The 17,301-nt window shown below is 66.4% G+C and carries 15 protein-coding genes; 13 read left to right on the forward strand and 2 right to left on the reverse strand.

Features of this window, described 5'->3' with window-relative positions; all coding sequences use genetic code 11:
- Positions 1-96 precede the first annotated feature (96 nt).
- Together Q0894_RS13530 and Q0894_RS13535 are read left to right on the forward strand one after the other, a co-directional pair.
- Entirely contained in the window at positions 97-1,338 is a 1,242-nt protein-coding gene (locus tag Q0894_RS13530) for a lipoprotein-releasing ABC transporter permease subunit (protein ID WP_299236266.1), read from the forward strand.
- A 28-nt stretch (positions 1,339-1,366) separates the two neighbouring features.
- Positions 1,367-2,068, forward strand: coding sequence for an ATP-binding cassette domain-containing protein (locus Q0894_RS13535; protein WP_299236268.1), 702 nt, complete (start codon positions 1,367-1,369; stop codon positions 2,066-2,068).
- Positions 2,069-2,178: 110 nt separating this feature from the next.
- On the opposite strand, the gene Q0894_RS13540 is transcribed toward Q0894_RS13535, so the two are convergent.
- On the reverse strand, positions 2,179-2,718 hold the full coding sequence (locus tag Q0894_RS13540) for a DUF2062 domain-containing protein (protein ID WP_299236270.1): 540 nt from the start codon (positions 2,716-2,718) through the stop codon (positions 2,179-2,181).
- A gap of 112 nt (positions 2,719-2,830) precedes the next feature.
- Here Q0894_RS13540 and Q0894_RS13545 point away from each other — a divergent pair, with 112 nt between their 5' ends.
- From Q0894_RS13545 to murB, 9 genes are read left to right on the forward strand one after another with little or no spacing between them, the layout of a single operon-like run.
- Positions 2,831-5,113 carry a DNA internalization-related competence protein ComEC/Rec2 gene (locus Q0894_RS13545; RefSeq protein WP_299236272.1) on the forward strand — a complete coding sequence of 761 codons (2,283 nt, stop codon included), beginning with the start codon at positions 2,831-2,833 and terminating at the stop codon, positions 5,111-5,113.
- Between the two features lie 40 nt (positions 5,114-5,153).
- A complete protein-coding gene (locus Q0894_RS13550) occupies positions 5,154-5,852 on the forward strand; it encodes a MotA/TolQ/ExbB proton channel family protein (RefSeq protein ID WP_299236274.1) in 699 nt (232 codons plus the stop codon).
- Complete coding sequence (locus Q0894_RS13555) at positions 5,849-6,286, forward strand: biopolymer transporter ExbD (RefSeq protein ID WP_299236276.1); 438 nt, start codon at positions 5,849-5,851, stop codon at positions 6,284-6,286. Before Q0894_RS13550 ends, Q0894_RS13555 begins: the two co-directional genes overlap by 4 nt.
- Entirely contained in the window at positions 6,283-8,055 is a 1,773-nt protein-coding gene (msbA, locus tag Q0894_RS13560; RefSeq protein WP_299236277.1) for a lipid A export permease/ATP-binding protein MsbA, read from the forward strand. The genes Q0894_RS13555 and msbA overlap by 4 nt, the downstream gene beginning before the upstream one ends.
- The gene (lpxK, locus tag Q0894_RS13565; RefSeq protein WP_299236279.1) at positions 8,052-9,119 is read left to right on the forward strand and encodes a tetraacyldisaccharide 4'-kinase; all 1,068 of its coding nucleotides are present in this window, start codon (positions 8,052-8,054) and stop codon (positions 9,117-9,119) included. Before msbA ends, lpxK begins: the two co-directional genes overlap by 4 nt.
- An 11-nt stretch (positions 9,120-9,130) precedes the next feature.
- Positions 9,131-9,340, forward strand: a complete 210-nt coding sequence (locus Q0894_RS13570; protein WP_299236325.1) for a Trm112 family protein — start codon at positions 9,131-9,133, stop codon at positions 9,338-9,340.
- The gene (gene kdsB, locus Q0894_RS13575) at positions 9,340-10,188 is read left to right on the forward strand and encodes a 3-deoxy-manno-octulosonate cytidylyltransferase (protein WP_299236281.1); all 849 of its coding nucleotides are present in this window, start codon (positions 9,340-9,342) and stop codon (positions 10,186-10,188) included. The genes Q0894_RS13570 and kdsB overlap by 1 nt, the downstream gene beginning before the upstream one ends.
- Positions 10,188-10,664 (forward strand): low molecular weight protein-tyrosine-phosphatase, encoded by a 477-nt coding sequence (locus Q0894_RS13580; protein WP_299236283.1) that lies wholly within the window; start codon positions 10,188-10,190, stop codon positions 10,662-10,664. Before kdsB ends, Q0894_RS13580 begins: the two co-directional genes overlap by 1 nt.
- Positions 10,664-11,674, forward strand: a complete 1,011-nt coding sequence (murB, locus tag Q0894_RS13585) for a UDP-N-acetylmuramate dehydrogenase (RefSeq protein ID WP_299236328.1) — start codon at positions 10,664-10,666, stop codon at positions 11,672-11,674. The genes Q0894_RS13580 and murB overlap by 1 nt, the downstream gene beginning before the upstream one ends.
- A 79-nt stretch (positions 11,675-11,753) precedes the next feature.
- Here murB and rne read toward each other — a convergent pair whose 3' ends face one another.
- Entirely contained in the window at positions 11,754-15,119 is a 3,366-nt protein-coding gene (gene rne / locus Q0894_RS13590; RefSeq protein ID WP_299236285.1) for a ribonuclease E, read from the reverse strand.
- Between the two features lie 569 nt (positions 15,120-15,688).
- Between rne and Q0894_RS13595 the strand changes: the two genes are divergently transcribed.
- A complete protein-coding gene (locus Q0894_RS13595; protein ID WP_299236287.1) occupies positions 15,689-16,636 on the forward strand; it encodes an RluA family pseudouridine synthase in 948 nt (315 codons plus the stop codon).
- 9 nt (positions 16,637-16,645) lie between these two features.
- Positions 16,646-17,299, forward strand: coding sequence for an HAD-IA family hydrolase (locus Q0894_RS13600; RefSeq protein WP_299236289.1), 654 nt, complete (start codon positions 16,646-16,648; stop codon positions 17,297-17,299).
- Positions 17,300-17,301 lie beyond the last annotated feature (2 nt).

The raw sequence follows: 17,301 nt of genomic DNA on the forward strand, positions 1-17,301 counted from the left end.
GCAGGGGCAACGCAAAAGCCTTACCATGAGCGCCCGCCGCCTTATAGCAGGCTCACCCGCCTTGCCATGAGGCCCTCGCCGACAAGGAATGCCATCATGCTGGATAGACTGCCCTTCCTGATCGGGTTGCGCTATGTGCGCGCCAAGCGCCGCAACCACTTTATCTCCTTTATCTCGCTGACCTCCATGCTGGGGCTGATGCTCGGCGTGGCCGTGTTGATCCTGGTGCTATCGGTAATGAACGGCTTTGATCATGAGTTGCGCACGCGCATCCTGGGCATGGTGCCCCATACCAAGATCGAGTCGCGCACCGGCATGGTGGAGTGGGAAGCGCTGGCCGAGCGGCTGATGGAGCGCGAACGGGTCATCGGTGCCGCTCCCTACGTGGAGCAGCAGGGGATGTTCTCGGTGGGGGGGCGCAACGAAGGTGCCATGGTCAACGGCATCCACCCGGAGTGGGAAGACAGGGTATCGATCATCGGCGAGAACATGCAGCAGGGCAGCCTTGCCGATCTCGAGCCCGGCGAATGGAATATCGTGCTCGGCTCCATCCTGGCGCGGCGCCTGGGGGTCGGGGTCGGCGATCGCGTTACCCTGCTGGTGCCCGAGGCCTCGATCACTCCGGCCGGCGTCTTCCCGAGACTCAAGCGCTTCACCGTCAGCGGTGTCTTCAGCGTCGGGGCCGATCTCGACGCCGCCCTGGCCTATGCCCATATCGAGGATATGCAGACCCTGGCGCGACTGGGGGATGCCGTGGGCGGGCTGCGCCTGGAGCTCGATGACCTGTTCGCCGCCAGCGCCGAGACGCGGGCGATCGTCAACGAGCTGGGGGCTGGCTACCGCGGCTACGACTGGACCTTCTCCCACGGCAATCTCTTCCAGGCGATCCAGATGGAGAAGCGCATGATCGCGCTGCTGCTGACGGTGATCATCGCCGTGGCGGCCTTCAATATCGTCTCGACGCTGGTCATGGTAGTCACCGACAAGCACGCCGATATCGCCATCCTGCGCACCATCGGGGCCACGCCTCGGTCGATCATGGGCATCTTCGTGGTCCAGGGCCTGGCCATCGGCATCATCGGCATTCTGGTGGGGGTGGGGCTTGGCGTGCTGCTGGCGCTGACCATCTCCGACATCATCGACTGGGTCGAGACGGTGTTCGGGATCCAGTTCCTCGACGCCGGTGTCTACTTTATCAGCAACCTCCCTTCGCGACTCCACTGGGATGATGTGGGCAATATCGTCGCCTCGGCCCTGGTGCTGACCTTCTTCTCCACCCTCTATCCGGCATGGCGGGCTGCCCGCGTGCAGCCGGCGGAGGTGTTGCGCTATGAGTAACGCTTCGAGCCTCAATCAGGAGATTTCCATGCAACGTACCTTCGGGCAGACGATGCTGGAGTGTCACGACCTGACGCGTATCTACCGCGAGGGTCCCCAGGACATTACCGTGCTCGATGGTCTTTCCCTTACCGTCAATGCCGGTGAGCGGGTCGCCGTCGTCGGCAGTTCGGGGTCAGGCAAGACCACCCTGCTCAACCTGTTGGGGGGGCTGGACCGGCCGAGCCGCGGCGAGGTACGCATCGCCGGAGAGTCACTGTCGAGCCTTGGCGAGGCGGCACTCGGGCGGTTTCGCAATCAGCATATCGGCTTTGTCTATCAGTTCCACCATCTGCTGGCCGAGTTCACCGCCGTCGAGAATGCGGCCTTGCCCCTGATCGTGCGTGGTCAGCGCAAGAAGGTTGCCGAGACCGCTGCCATGCAACTGTTGGAGAAGGTCGGCATGGCATCACGCGCCGACCACAAGCCCGGTGAGCTCTCGGGCGGCGAGCGACAGCGGGTGGCGATCGCCCGGGCGCTTGTCACCGACCCCAGTCTGGTGCTGATGGATGAACCCACCGGCAATCTGGATCAGCACACCGCGGCCGGGATCCTGGCATTGATGGATGAGTTGGCCCGCACCACCGCCTGCGCCTTTGTCATCGTCACCCACGACCCGGCCCTGGCGGCCCATCAGGACCGGGTCCTGCGTCTCGATGATGGACGCCTGAGCGAGCAGCCACGCGGGTAGGCAACCCTGTGGGTCAAGTTTGGCCCGGATTGCGGCGGCCGCCTCTTGAGGCGGCCGCTCGTGTTGGGGTGCAGAAGGCGGTGACCCCGGGGACTGAGGGGTTTACACCGCTAGAGGGTGTCGTCACAGCCGGCCCGGCGCCGGCGCCGATGGCGAGCCTTCCAGCTTCGCGAGACCTGCCAGCGCCACAGCAGCCGCACCGCCAGGTTGCCGGCGAGGGCCAGCACCACCGCCATGACCACCGAGCCGACCGCCAGGGCGGGCAGGATATCGCCGAGACGTTCGGCGACCCAGTGGGGTGAGAGGCGCTCGGGGGCCTCCCGGCCGGGGGCGTTCATCAGCCAGGCCCCGAGGCGGTAGTTGGCATAGAAGATCAGCGGCATGGTCAGCGGGTTGGTGACCCATACCAGCCCTACCGAGAGGGGCAGATTGCAACGTGCCAGCTTGGCACCACCGGCGGCGATGGCCATCTGCAGGGGGATCGGCAGCATGGCGCTGAACAGGCCCACCGAGAAGGCATTGGCCACGCTGCGACGGCTCAGCACCCAGAGTGCGGGGTCGCCGATCAGGGCACTCATGAAGCGTAGCGAGCGCTGACGCCTCAGGGCGTCCGGGTGTGGCATATAGCGCTGTAGCAGGCGGCGCGGCATGGGCACTGGTTCGTGGCATCGTGACCTGGCCTATTATCCATACAAGACTGCGGGGCCGCACCTGTGGTCTTCCTCGTCATGGGGCCTCGGCCCCGATTGCCGGAGCCGGGCAATGCCAAGAGGATGGGCCCTTCCCCTGGCCCTTGCCGCGCTGTCGGGTATCGGGCTGGGGGCCAATCCGCCGCCGGGTCTCGCCGAAGGGTTGGGGCTGGCGCTGCTGGTGGCGCTGGCCCTGCGCTGGCGAGGTGCGGTGGCGGGTGTGTTGGTGGTCGCCTGGATGGCGAGCGCCGTGCTGATCTTGCAGGGCGGGCAGCTTCCCTCCGGGCTCGGCGGGGTCGACCTGATGCTGGAGGGTCGACTCGAGTCGGTGGTCGAGCGGGGCAGGGTGACACGACTCGGCGTCAGCGTGGAGCGTTGCCAACCCCTTCACTCACACCGGCTGCCCTGTCGGCGCCTGAATCGGGTTCGTCTCAACGCCTATGCCCCGCCTCCCATGATGGCCGGTGAACGCTGGCGGTTCACCGTCAGGCTGAGGCCGCCCGGCGGGCTCGCCAATCCCGGCGCCTTCGACTATCGCGCCTGGTTATGGCGCGAAGGCATCCAGGCCACCGGCTATGTTCGTCAATCCCCGGCGCCGCAGCGACTCGCGGCAGCCACTGCAGATCCGCGGCAGATGGCGCTGACGCTGCTCGATCACCAGGAGCTTCCTTCTCGGGCGGGTCGCTGGCTGGCCGCCCTGACCCTGGGAGCCAGCGAGCGACTCTCCGATGGCGATTGGGCGCTGCTTAATGCCAGTGGCACCACCCACTTGATGGTGATCTCCGGGCTTCATGTGAGCCTGGTGGCGGGTGTCGTGCTGCTGCTGGGGCGAGGCGTGGCACGCCTGCTGACACCGGGGCGCTGGCGTCTGGCGGTATGGCCCTGGTGGCTGGCGGCGCTGGGGGCAAGCGGCTACGCGCTGCTGGCCGGGCTCGAGCCGCCGGCGCTGCGAGCCCTGGTCATGGCTTTGGTGGGCCTCTGGGTGGCGAGCGGGCGTCATGCACCGGGGCCCTGGCAGGGGTGGTGGCTGGCACTCGCCGTGGTGCTGCTGCTCGACCCACTCGGTGCCTGGCGACCGGGACTGTGGCTCTCCTTCGCTGCGGTGGCCATGCTGATTCTTCTCTGGCAGGGCAGGCCGCGCCCGCGGGGAGTACGTGGCTGGTTGTGGGGGCTGGTGCGCACTCAGCTGATGCTGGCACCGGCAATGGCGGGTGCTGTGTTGCTGGCCTTCGACCGCCTGGCGCCGGCCGCGCCGCTGGTCAACCTCATCGCGGTGCCGCTGATAAGCAGCCTGTTGGTTCCTCTGGGGCTTCTGGGCTGGCTGTTGGCGCCCCTGCCGGGCGTGATGGCTGCCTGCTGGTGGCTGTTTGCCCGGCTGACGGATGGCCTGGCCCGGCTGCTGGAGGCGATGGTCGCATGGCTGCCGCTCTGGTATCCCGAACCGGGGCAGACATTGCCGGTGGCGCTGTCGCTGCTGGTGTTGGCCATGCTGTGGGGAGTGCCCGGCCTCGACAGGCGCCTGCGCATTGTCGCCACCCTGCTGCTGGGGCTGGTTCCGCTGCTCTGGCAAGCCCCACGCCTGCCGCCAGGGGAGGTGGAGGTCAGGGTCCATGACGTGGGTCAGGGGCTGCTGGTGGAGCTGCGAACTCGGGACTATCGACTGCTCTATGATACCGGGCCACGTTTCGCGTCGGGGTTCACACCGCTGGAGACCCTGTGGCCTGGAGCGCAAGCCTTCGACATGGTGATCCTCAGCCATGACGACAACGACCATGTCGGCGGGGTGGCGACTCTCCACGCCCTGCACGACGTCGAGCGCTACCTGGGACCGCCCGCCGCGCTGCCGGGGGAGTGGGTCGAGCCCTGTCAGGCCGGACGTCAGTGGCGGCGTGATGACGTCGATTTCCGTCTGCTGTGGCCACCGGCCTCAGCCCGGGGGCTTGCGGACAATGAGCGCTCCTGCGTGCTGGAGGTCACGGCGGGTGATCATCGCCTGCTGCTCAGCGGCGACCTGGGCAGGGAGTACGAGCTTCGGTTGCTTAACCAGGTAAGCGGCCCCGTAAGCGTGCTGTTGGCCGGCCATCATGGCAGCGCAACCAGTTCCGGAACGGCGCTGGTCAACGCGCTCGTGCCTCTCCATCTGGTGTACAGCGTGGGGCGGCACAACCCCTTCGGCCATCCCGCTCCCGAGGTGGTCAGGCGCTTTCGGCGTGCCGGGGCCTGCCAGTGGAGTACCGGCCTTGACGGCGCCCTCACGTTTCGTCTCGGAGGGAGAGAGCTGGTGGGGCCGAGTGCGGCACGCGCCGGCATCCGGCCCGGTGTCGATTGCGGGCAGCTTGCGTTAGAATCGCCGTAAACGCGGTGGGATGACCGCGGCTACCGGAGAGGATGTGCGCATGGACATGATGGAGGCCCTGATCGCCGGGGGCTGGCTGATGCTGCCGCTGCTGGGCTGCTCGTTGCTGGCTACGGTCATCATCATCGAGCGTCTGTGGACCCTGCGCTCCGGGCGCATTGCCCCGCATGGGTTGGGCCAGGAGGTGTGCAGCCTGATTACCCGTGGCCAGGTCAACCTCTACTGGTTGGAGAGTCACTCACCCCTGGGTGGCGTGCTTGCCGCCGGCCTGCGCAACGCCGGACTCGGCCATGAACAGGTCAGGTCGCGACTGACCGAAGCCGCCACCGCGGTGATTCACGATATGGAGCGTTTCCTCAACCCGCTGGGTACCATCGCGGCCATCGCTCCGTTGATCGGCCTGCTCGGTACCGTGGTCGGCATGATCGAGGTCTTTGCGGTGATCGTTGCGGGTGATGGGGCGAGTCGTACCGCCGATCTGGCCGGTGGCATCTCCCAGGCGCTGGTGACCACCGCCGCGGGCCTTACCGTGGCGATCCCCGCGCTGATGTTTCACCGCTATTTCCAGCGCCGGGTCGAGGACATCACCGTTCGCATGGAGGAGCAGGCAGGCCAGGTGGTGGAGTTCCTGGCCCACCATGGCGGCGCCATCAGCCTGGCCGAAGGCCAGACCCCGGCCCGTGATGCCGAGCGCGTGGAGGCCGATGGTCGCCTGGCGCCAGAGGTGAGGCACTCGTGAGGTTTCCGCGACGACGGCGTGACCCGGTGGAGGTGAACCTCACCCCACTGATCGATGTGGTGTTTCTGCTGCTCATCTTCTTCATGGTATCGACGACCTTCGAGACGCGCCAGGCGCTCGAGCTCACCCTGCCGGAGTCGCTCTCCGGCAGTGCCGCCGAGCCTTCGCCGTTGACGCTGGTGGTCACCGCCGAGGGGAACTATCGGCTGGGCGCGCGCGTCCTGGACGCCGACTCCCTGGGATCGGCCCTGGCCGACGAGGCGGATCAGGGACGCGAGCATGGCCTGGTAATAGAGGCGGATGCCCAGGCCCGCCATGCCGACGTGGTGCGAGCCCTCGACCAGGCTGGCCTGAACGGCATTCAGCGTGTACGTATCGCCACCACGGAGCGTGCAGCGCACAACACCTCACCCAGACCAGCGGAGACACCGTGACTCCCACCGGGACTACTCAACACGCCTCCCAGCAGTCGAGCCTGACGCTCTATCGCCGTCTGCTGCGCTATGTGCGCCCCTACTGGCGCTCCTTTGCCCTGGCCATCTTCGGCTATGCCATCTATGCCGCCTCCAGTACTGCCCTGGCGGAGATGATGAAGCGTCTGATCGACGGGATTCAGGAACCAGATGCCGCCTTTCGGCTGTTCCTGCCGCTCTTCGTGGTGGGGATGTTTGCCGCACGAGGGCTGGGGACCTTCCTCGGTACCTACTTCATGAGCAATGTGGCACGCAACGTCGTGCATGTATTGCGCTGCGATGTCTTCAATCACATGTTGCACCTGCCGGGTCGTTTCTTCGATAGCCACTCCAGCGGACATCTCATCTCGCGGGTGACCTACCACGTCGAGCAGGTCACCGGCGCGGCCACCAAGGCGGTGACCATACTGCTTCGCGAGGGGCTCTTCGTGATCGGCCTGGTCATCTATCTGCTGTGGACCAACTGGATGCTGACCCTGCTGTTTCTGGCGGTGACGCCATTGATCGGTGGGGTGGTGAGCTATACCAGCAAGCGCTTCCGACGCCTCTCGGGGCGTATCCAGGCCTCCATGGGCGAGGTGACCCATGTGGCGTCAGAGGCGCTCTCGGGTTACCGGGTGGTGCGTACCCATGGCGCCGAGGCCTATGAGAAGGCCCGCTTCGCCAAGGTGAGTGACTACAATCGTCAGCAGAGCCTCAAGGAGGCACTGACCAAGGCGGTCAGCACCCCGGTGATCCAGCTGCTGGTGGCCCTGGCCCTGGCGGTGCTGGTGTGGCTGGCCATGTCACCGGCGCTGATGGCCAACATGACCGCCGGCGAGTTCGTGGCCTTTATTACTGCCGCCTCGCTGATGGCCAAGCCGGTGAGACAGCTCACCGAGATCAACAGCGAGATCCAGAAGGGGCTGGCCGCCTCGTCGGAGCTGTTCGGCCTGCTCGAGGAGCCGGCCGAGCCCGACGAGGGGACCCATGAGCCCGCAAGGCTTGCCGGCCGAGTCACGCTGGAAGGGGTGACCTTTCGCTACGCCGAGGGGCAGCCGGAGGTGTTGAAGGGCATCGATCTCGAGGTGGCCGAAGGCGAGATGGTGGCGATCGTTGGGCGCTCGGGCAGCGGCAAGTCGACCCTGGTGGGGTTGCTGCCGCGGTTCTATCGCCCGAGTGCCGGCCGGGTCCTGATCGATGATGTTCCCCTGGATGCGTACCGCCTGGCGCCGTTGCGCCGCCAGATCGCGCTGGTCTCTCAGCAGGTGACACTGTTCAACTCAAGCATCGCCGCGAATATCGCCTATGGGGTGGAAAACCCCGATCCGGCGGCCATCGAGGCGGCGGCACGCTCTGCCCATGCCCATGAATTTATCGAGCGCCTGCCCCAGGGATATGCAACGGTCGTCGGCGACAACGGCGTGATGCTCTCCGGCGGGCAGCGCCAACGGCTGGCCATCGCCCGGGCGATCTTCAAGGATGCGCCGCTGCTGATCCTCGATGAGGCCACCTCGGCGCTGGATACCGAGTCCGAGCGTCATATCCAGGCGGCACTGGAAGAGGTCTGCAAGGGGCGCACGACGCTGGTGATCGCCCATCGTCTCTCCACCATCGAGCGCGCCGACCGTATCCTGGTCATGGAGCAGGGCGAGATCATTGAGCAGGGCAGTCATGCCGAACTGCTGGCGCGTGACGGAGCCTATGCGGCCCTGCATCGCCTGCAGTTTCAGGACGCCGATCCGGCATGAGCCAGCTTGGCGAGCGCTGGCTCAGGGCCGCCTACCGTGGAGACGCCTGGCTGGCGGCATTGAGGCCACTGGAGGTGCTGTATCGCTGGGGGGTGCGTCGGCGTGCCGCCGCCTATGCCTGCGGTCGCAAGCCGGTCTGGCGGGCACCGGTGCCGGTGGTCGTGGTGGGCAACCTGACCCTGGGTGGTACCGGCAAGTCGCCGCTGGTGGCCTGGCTGGTGGAGCACCTGAACGGCCAGGGCTGGCGGCCGGGTATCCTGTCGCGGGGCTATGGCGGGCAAGGGGCGGTGTATCCGCAGCTGGTCGAAGCAACGACGCCCGCCGCCGTCTGCGGAGATGAGCCGCGCATGCTGGCCGACCAGACCGGGGTGCCGGTGGTCGTTGACCCCGAGCGTCCCCGCGGTGCCCGACGCCTGCTCGAGGCCGGCTGCGATATTCTGGTCAGCGATGATGGCCTGCAGCACCTGGCCCTGGGACGTGATCTGGAGCTGGTGGTGGTGGATGGGGTGCGCGGCTTCGGCAACGGTCGCTGCCTGCCGGCGGGGCCGCTGCGCGAGCCGCTGTCGCGACTGGAGAGCATCGATGCGATGCTGGTCAATGGTGAGCCTCGGGTAGCGTTGCCCCGGGATGGCCGGCGCATGACGCTGGTGCCATCCGGCTGGCGCCGACTCGCCGATGGCAGTCGCTACCCCATCGACGAGACGCCCTTTACGGGGCCGGTCCATGCGGTGGCCGGCATCGGTCGGCCGGCGCGCTTCTTCGACACCCTGAGGGGGCTTGGCGTCGCGGTGATCCCGCACCCATTCGGCGATCATCATCGTTTCCGCGCCGATGAACTCCATTTCGAGGATGGCCGCCCGCTGGTGATGACCGCCAAGGATGCCGTCAAGTGCCGCGACCTGGCGCCCGATGAGAGCTGGGTGCTGGAAGTCGAGGCCCTGCCCGAGTCAGGCTTCGTGGACTGGTTCGACGACTGGCTGGCCGGTGCGGGAGCCATGCCGCTCCGGCAGCCGGGGAGTCATGAATTCGCGAGACGAGTCGATGTCGGCTCGCCACAACAGTGAAGGGGAAGATGATGGACAAGGAGCTGCTGGCTTTGCTGGTCTGCCCGATGTGCAAGGGCAAGCTCAAGTTTCGTCGCGAAGAGGACGAGCTGCACTGCCTCTATGATGGCCTGGCCTATCCGGTCCGCGACGGCATTCCGGTCATGCTGCCCGAGGAGGCGCGACAGCTCTCCGTCGACGAAAAGCTGCATGACTCTCCCGGACGCACGGGAGAGCGCTGATGGCCGAGGCCAGGAGCAAGGCTGACCGAGAGTTCATTGCGGTCATCCCGGCACGCTATGCCTCATCACGATTGCCCGGCAAGCCGCTGGCCGAGATCGCGGGGGAACCGATGGTCGTGCATGTCTGGCGGCGTGCCTGTCAGAGTGGTGCCAGCCGGGTCGTGGTGGCGACCGACGATCCGCGCATCGCCCAGGCCATGGCGCCGCTGGGTGCGGAGGTGGTGATGACGCGGGCGGACCACCCCTCCGGTACCGACCGGCTTGCCGAGGTGGCCGAGCAGCTGCGGCTCGATGGGGATGCCGTGCTGGTCAATGTTCAGGGCGATGAGCCGCTGATCCCGCCGGCATTGATCGACCAGGTCGCCGAACGGCTGTTCGACGATCCGGGTGCCTCGATCGCCACGCTGGCCGAGCCGATCACCGAGGCGACGGTCCTGTTCAATCCCAATGTGGTGAAGGTGGTGCATGGCCAGGATGGTCGCGCGCTCTACTTCTCGCGCTCCCCTATCCCCTGGGATAGAGAGTCCTGGGGCAGGGAGTTTTGGGATAGCGAATCCGGGGATCGCGAGGCCATCGCGGGGAGTCCCGAGGCGCTAGAGGGTGGCGCCTGGTTGCGCCATATTGGCCTCTATGCCTACCGGGCCGCCTTCCTCGCCGAGTATGGTGACTGGCTACCGTCGCCTCTGGAGCGTCTCGAGCAGCTGGAGCAGCTGCGAGCACTACATCATGGGCATGCCATCCAGGTGGCGCTGGCCCGTGAATCCCACCCTGCCGGTGTCGATACCGCAGAGGATCTGGCCCGGGTACGGGCACTGCTGGAGCAGGAAAAGCCCCAAGGAGGAGTCTGATGCGCGTCTTGTTCGTTTGTCTGGGCAATATCTGTCGTTCGCCTACCGCCGAAGGGGTGTTTCGGCGCCAGCTCGAGGCTCGGGGCCTGGGCCAGCGTGTCGACGTCGACTCCTGTGGCATCGCCTCCTGGCACGAGGGCAAGGCGCCGGATCTCCGTTCTCAGGAAGCGGCGGCAAGACGCGGCATCGACCTCTCCTCACTGCGTGCCCGGCAGCTGAGAGGCGACGATTTCCACGCCTTCGATTATCTGCTGGCCATGGATCATGACAACCTGCGAGCCATGCGTGAGCAGGCGCCCGAGGGGCTCGATGCTCATATGGGGCTCTTCCTCGAGTTTGCGGGTCATCCGGATGTTGCCGTCCCGGACCCCTACTATGGCGGCGAGGATGGCTTCGAGGAGGTGCTTGATCTGGTCGAGCGCGCCGCCGATGGCTTGCTCGAAGACATCATTGCGCGCCTGGAGTCACGCCCTTGATGTCGAGCATCAGGAGACAATGGGACCTGAGTCATGCCAATACGCTGGGTCTGCCCTGTATCGCCGAACGCTTCGCGGCACCCGACAGCGTCGAGGCGCTCAGAGAGGCGCTGGCCAGGGCGCGTGAGCTGGGTTGGCCGGTGACGTTGCTGGGTGGGGGAAGCAATCTGATCCTGCCTGAGCATCTGCCGGGCCTGGTGGTGCAGCCTGCCATGGCCGACTGGTGGCAGGAGGAGGGTAGTAATGGGCGCGTGCGAATCCATGCCGAGGCCGGGGTCAACTGGCATCGGCTGGTGATGGCGCTGGCCGCTCGTGGCCTCTGGGGCATCGAGAACCTGGCGTTGATTCCCGGTCACTGTGGTGCCGCGCCGATCCAGAACATCGGCGCCTACGGGGTCGAGCTGGCCGATGTGCTCGAGGCCGTGGAAGTGCTTCATCTGGCGGATGGCAGCCTGACCTGGCTTTCCCCCGAGGCGTGCGAGTTTGGCTACCGCGAGAGCATCTTCAAGGGGGCGCTGGCAGGGCGAGTGGTGATCACGCGCCTGGTGCTGGGCCTGTCGCGTCAGGCAGGGCCTCGCCTGGGCTATGGTGACCTGTCGAGCCGTGTCGGGGTATCGCCCTCGCCCCAGGAGGTGGCCGAGGCGGTGTGTGCCATTCGCCGTGAAAAACTGCCCGACCCCGCAGAGCTTTGCAATGCCGGCAGCTTCTTCAAGAATCCACAGGTAGCGGCCGAGAAAGCCGAGCGCCTGCTGGGCGAATACCCCGAGATGCCACACTTTCCTCAGTCGGATGGCCGGGTCAAGCTGGCCGCCGGCTGGTTGATCGACCGCTGTGGTCTCAAGGGGTGGCGCGATGGCCATTTCGGCGTTCACCAGCGCCAGGCGCTGGTACTCGTCCACTTCGGTGGTGGCAGCGCTCGAGAGCTGCTCGACTTCGCGGCCCGGGTGGCGGGTAGCGTTCGCGAGCGGTTCGGTGTCGAGCTCCAGCGTGAGCCGCGACTGGCTGGCTGAGCCTCAGTTTCAAGCCGAATAAACGACAGCGCCCGCAGCCAAGGCTGCGGGCGCTGTTCGTCAGGCCTGAGAGTAGGCGTTAACCCTGCTTGCCCTCCTGTGCCTTGGCCTCCTGCTCGCGACGCCGGATCTCGCGCGGGTCATTGTGGGCACGGCGACGACGGCGGCTGGCACAATCTGCTGCTGCGCTCTCCTTGGCCTCGGCCTTGACGGGCTCCTTCTCAGCCGACTCATCGCTGGCCTTGGCGGCCGGCCGCTTGGCTACTACCGGCTCGGCTTCTGCCGGCTTGGTGTCGGCCTTGGCGTTCGGCTTCTCGGCGGACTGGCTCCTGGCCGGCTGGCTGTCGCCCGTTGCCTCGGCGGCCGGTTGCTTGGCGGCTACCGGCTCGGCCTCTGCCGGCTTGGTATCGGCCTTGGCGTTCGGCTTCTCGGCAGGCTGGCTCCTGGCCGACTGGCTGTCGCCCGCTGCCTCGGCGGCCGGTTGCTTGGCCGCTACTGGCTCGGCTTCTGCCGGCTTGGTATCGGCCTTGGCGTTCGGCTTCTCGGCGGACTGGCTCTTGGCCGACTGGCTCCTGGCGGGTTGGCGGTCGCCCGCTGCCTCGGTGGCCGGCTGCTTGGCTTCTGCCGGCTTGGTGCCGGCCTTGGCGTTCGGCGTCTCGGCAGGCTGACTCCTGGCCGACTGGCTGTCGCCCACTGCCTCGGCGGCCGGCTGCTTGGCCGCTACCGGCTCGGCCTCTGCCGGCTTGGTGTCGACCTTGGCATTCGGCTTCTCGGCAGGCTGGCTCTTGGCCGACTGGCTGTCGCCCGCTGCCTCGGCGGCCGGCTGCTTGGCGGCTACCGGTTCGGCCTCTGCCGGCTTGGTGTCGGCCTTGGCATTCGGCGTCTCGGCAGGCTGACTCTTGGCCGACTGGCTGTCGCCCGCTGCCTCGGCGGCCGGCTGCTTGGCGGCTACCGGCTCGGCCTCTGCCGGCTTGGTGTCGGCCTTGTCGCTAGCCTTGCCCTGGGCGGTCGGCTGGGCCTCGGCTTCGGTAGTGGTCGGGTTGGCTTCCTCGGCCTTGGCGGCCTCGGCCTGCAGGCGCTGCTGCTCTTCTAGCGCCTTGGGGCTGATGGCGTGCTGACGGCTACGCTTGCGCGGATTGTTGCGGGTGCGCTTGGGCTTGCCATCATCCACCGGTGCCTGCGCGCCAGTCTTGGCCGGCTGCTGCTTTTCGGCTGACTTCTGAGGCTCGCCTTGCTTCTGAGACTCGCCTTGTTTCTGAGCCTCGCCTTGCTTACGGGGCTCGGCCGGCTTCTGGGTCGCACGCGGGTCGCGCTTATCACCGCTGCTCTGGCGGCGGTTGTCATCGCGCCCCTTGCCGCCATCCTGCTGGCGACCCTTGGTGGTCTCCTGCTGACGGCGATCCTCCTGACGACTGCTCTCCTGACGGTTACGTCCGCGGTTCCCGCGATTGTTGCGGTTGTCGGCGTTGTCGCTGTCGCTCGCCTTGCGGTCGTTCCGGTCGCTCTCCTGACGTGATGCATCACGCCGCTCGTCGTTGCGCTGGCGACGCTGCCGACTATTGCGTCCACCGCGCTCCTCTTCGCGACTGGCAGTCTTGCGCTCGCCCTTGTCACTGCCCGAGGGTGTGGCGCCGCTGCTCGACTTGCTGCTGGAGGCATCGCTCGATGGGACCTCGTCGCCCCCCAGCAGCTTGCTCAAGCCCTTGACCAGGCGGCCGAACACGCCACTCTGGGACTCCACGCTTACCGGTGGGGTGCTGCGAGCGGGAGCGCTGGCCTTGCGGGAGACAGGGGCCTCCTTCTGTGCCGCCGCGGGCTCCTGCTGCAGTGAGGCGGGTGCCGGTTCGTGGTGAATCACGGTCTTGACGGCAGCTTCGGCACGCTGTGCCGGCTTGCCGAAGGAGGCCTCGGGCTCCTTGCCGACATCGGTCTCCAGGGAGAGCTCGAAACTGGACTTCTTGCTGCCGTCCTCCTCGACATGGTCGTCGCGCAGGCGCTGGACGTCGTAGTGTGGCGTGTCCATATCGGGGCTGGGCAGCAGGACGACACGCACATCCTGGCGGCGTTCGATGTCGGCCAGCACCCTGCGCTTCTCGTTGAGCAGGTAGGTGGCCACCGGTACCGGCAGGATGGCGCGGATCTGGGCGCTACGCTCCTTCATCGCCTCCTCTTCGATGAGGCGCATGATGGAGAGCGAGATGGAGCGCACGTCACGAATCGTTCCCTGGCCCTTGCAGCGCGGACAGACCACGCCGCTGGTTTCCCCCAGCGAGGGACGCAGACGCTGACGCGACATCTCCATCAGGCCGAAGCGCGAGATTCGACCGATCTGTACACGGGCGCGATCGAGCTTTAGGGCATCGCGCATGCGATTCTCGACTTCGCGCTGGTTGCGCGCAGGGCTCATGTCGATGAAGTCGATCACCACCAGACCACCGATATCACGCAGGCGAAGCTGGCGAGCAGTCTCGTCGGCCGCCTCCAGGTTGGTCTGCAGAGCGGTCTCCTCGATATCGCTGCCGCGAGTCGCACGCGCGGAGTTGATGTCGATGGAGACCAGTGCCTCGGTATGGTCGATGACGATGGAACCACCGGAGGGTAGCTTGACCTCGCGCTCGTAGGCGGTCTCGATCTGTGACTCGATCTGGAAGCGCGAGAACAGCGGCACCTCGTCGACGTAGAGCTTGATCTTCTGCTGGTAGGAGGGCATCACCTGACGAATGAAGGCGAGGGCTTCCTCGTGCACCGCGGGGCTGTCGATCAGCACCTCGCCGATATCCTGGCGCAGGTAGTCGCGCATGGCGCGGATGATGACATTGGATTCACGGTAGATCAGGAAGGGAGCGGAGCGCTTGCTGGCCTCGGTGGTGATCGATTCCCACACCTGTACCAGATAGTCCAGGTCCCACTGAAGCTCCTCGGGGCTGCGGCCGATACCGGCGGTGCGCACGATCAGGCCCATGCGGTCCGGCACGCTGAGCTGATTCATGGCCTCCTTGAGCTGGCTGCGCTCCTCGCCCTCGATACGGCGCGAGATTCCGCCGGCCTTGGGGTTGTTGGGCATCAGCACCAGGAAGCGTCCGGCCAGGGAGATAAAGGTGGTCAGGGCCGCGCCCTTGTTGCCACGCTCCTCCTTGTCGACCTGGACGATCACTTCCTGGCCTTCCTTCAGCACCTCCTTGATGCTGGGACGCCCGTCCGGGTCCTTGACGAAGTAGTCGCGGGAGACCTCCTTGAGGGGCAGGAAGCCGTGGCGGTCGGCGCCAAAGTCGACGAAGGCGGCTTCGAGGGAGGGTTCTATGCGGGTGATCTTGCCGCGATAGATGTTGGCTTTCTTCTGTTCTCGGGCGCCGGATTCGATATCCAGGTCGTAGAGGCGTTGTCCATCGACCAGCGCGACGCGCAGCTCTTCGGGCTGGGTCGCATTGATGAGCATCCGTTTCATGTTGACTCGCACTGATAAAGTGCCGGCGAGCGCGACGTGGCGAACCGCTGTGTGCTGCGTGCCTGTGCTCAGCGCATGTCGCGGATGCGCAGCTGCGTCCGACCGCGTCGCTCCCGATGGGGCAGCGCCGCGGCATGAGCCTGTTGAGTACGGGGCGGGGGCAGAACGTGTCTCGGTGGGTGTCACCCATCCGGCCCTGCGGTCACCGCCAACACCTGGCATTCATCGATTCGCCAACGCCGGCCTCCGGCACGCTGTTGAACGTGTCCCGTGGCCTGCCGCCGCTCCGTGACTGAGGACGCGGTGGGGGATACGGGCGTGGCGCGGTTATCGCGATATCACTTGTCTATTGCATTCTTGCAACCGGCGGCGAGACGCACTGGCGTCATCGCGGCCTGATGTCTCGCTCCGGCCTGCGTGTCTGTCGGGCAGGCGCTGTGGGGCACGATTTTGCCCATTGGAGCGATTTCGCAATATAACAGCAAGCGCTATAAGCAGCAATTGGCGCGGCGGGGCGAACACTGCGTTAGAATGCGCCTTTCGCAGGTTCAGAGCAGTGGAGTCTCGGCATGGCCGAAGGGCGCGACGTACAGTGGGTTGAGGTAACGGAAGGGCAGGACGGCCAGCGGGTCGATAACTTCCTGATGACGCGTATCAAGGGAGCGCCTCGGGCGTTGATCTATCGCATCGTGCGCAAGGGTGAGGTGCGCGTGAACAAGAAGCGCGTCAAGCCCGACACCCGGCTGGCGACGGGGGATCTGGTGCGGATCCCGCCATTGAAGCTGACACCCCGGGAGGCGGTGCGTGAGGTGAGTGACAACCTTCGCAACCTGCTGGCCGGCAGCGTGCTGGTAGAGGGGCGCGACTGGTTGGTGATCAACAAGCCATCGGGACTGGCCGTTCACGGTGGCAGCGGCGTCAAGATCGGGTTGATCGAGGCGTTGCGTCAGGTGCGTGAGGATCTCGACTTCCTGGAGCTGGTGCATCGGTTGGATCGCGACACCTCGGGCTGTTTGCTGCTGGCCAAGTCGCGTCCGGCCTTGCTGGCGCTCAATGCGTCGTTGAAGCAGCAGCAGATGGACAAGCGTTACCTGGCGCTGGTGGCAGGGCGCTGGCCCGTGCGCCGCGACTTTGTGGCGGCTCGCCTGGATCGCTACACCCTGGGCAACGGTGAGCGTCGGGTGCGTGTCGATGCCGAGGGCAAGGTGGCTCGCACGCGTTTCGCGGTGCGTGAGGCGCTGCCGAAGGTAACATTGCTGGAGGCCGAGCCGGTTACCGGTCGCACCCACCAGATCCGTGTGCACGCGGCCCACGCTGGGCACCCGTTACTGGGCGACGACAAGTATGGCTCCCGCGAGAGCCAGCAGCTCGCCGCTCGGCTGGGCCTCTCGCGGCTCTTTCTGCACGCCGAGTCGCTGGCCTTTCCCGAGCCGACCAGCGGTCGCGAGGTACGGATTCGCGCGCCGCTTCCCGATGATCTTGAGGCGGTGCTGAGTCGCGCACGCCAGGGCAATTGAGGAGAGGACATGCGCTATCGACTGGTGATCTTCGACTGGGATGGAACCCTGATGGACTCCGTGGCGCGAATCGTCGCCTGCATGCAGGCGGCGTCCCATGACGCAGGGTGGGGGCATCTGGAAGAGGAGGCTATACGCAATATCATCGGCCTGGGGCTTCCTGAAGCCATCGCCACCCTGTGTCCGGGGATCGATCCCGAGCGGGCCGAGCTGCTGCGCAGTCGTTATGCCTGGCACTTTGTCGAAGGCAATGACACGCCCATGCGCTTCTTTCCCGATGTAAGAAGTGGGTTGTCCGAGCTGCATGTCAGGCCTGGGCAGCGCCTGGCGGTGGCCACTGGAAAGAGTCGGCGTGGGCTCGACCGTGTGTTCCATGAGAGCAACAGCGGGCACTGGTTTCATGCCAGCCGCACGGCCGACGAGACCCGCTCCAAGCCCCATCCGCTGATGCTCGAGCAACTGCTGGCGGAGCTCGCCGTGCCGGTAACCGAGGCCGTGATGGTGGGGGATACCGAGTATGATCTCGAAATGGCGCGGGCCATCGGCATGGATCGCGTGGCGGTGACCTGGGGGGTGCATGCGCCCGCCAGGCTGGCGTCGAGCCGGCCCGCCTTTACCGCGCAGACGGTGCCCCAGCTGTTCGACTGGTTACAGGGAGGGTAGGC

The sequence above is a fragment of the uncultured Halomonas sp. genome (assembly GCF_947501415.1).
Taxonomy (GTDB): domain Bacteria; phylum Pseudomonadota; class Gammaproteobacteria; order Pseudomonadales; family Halomonadaceae; genus Halomonas.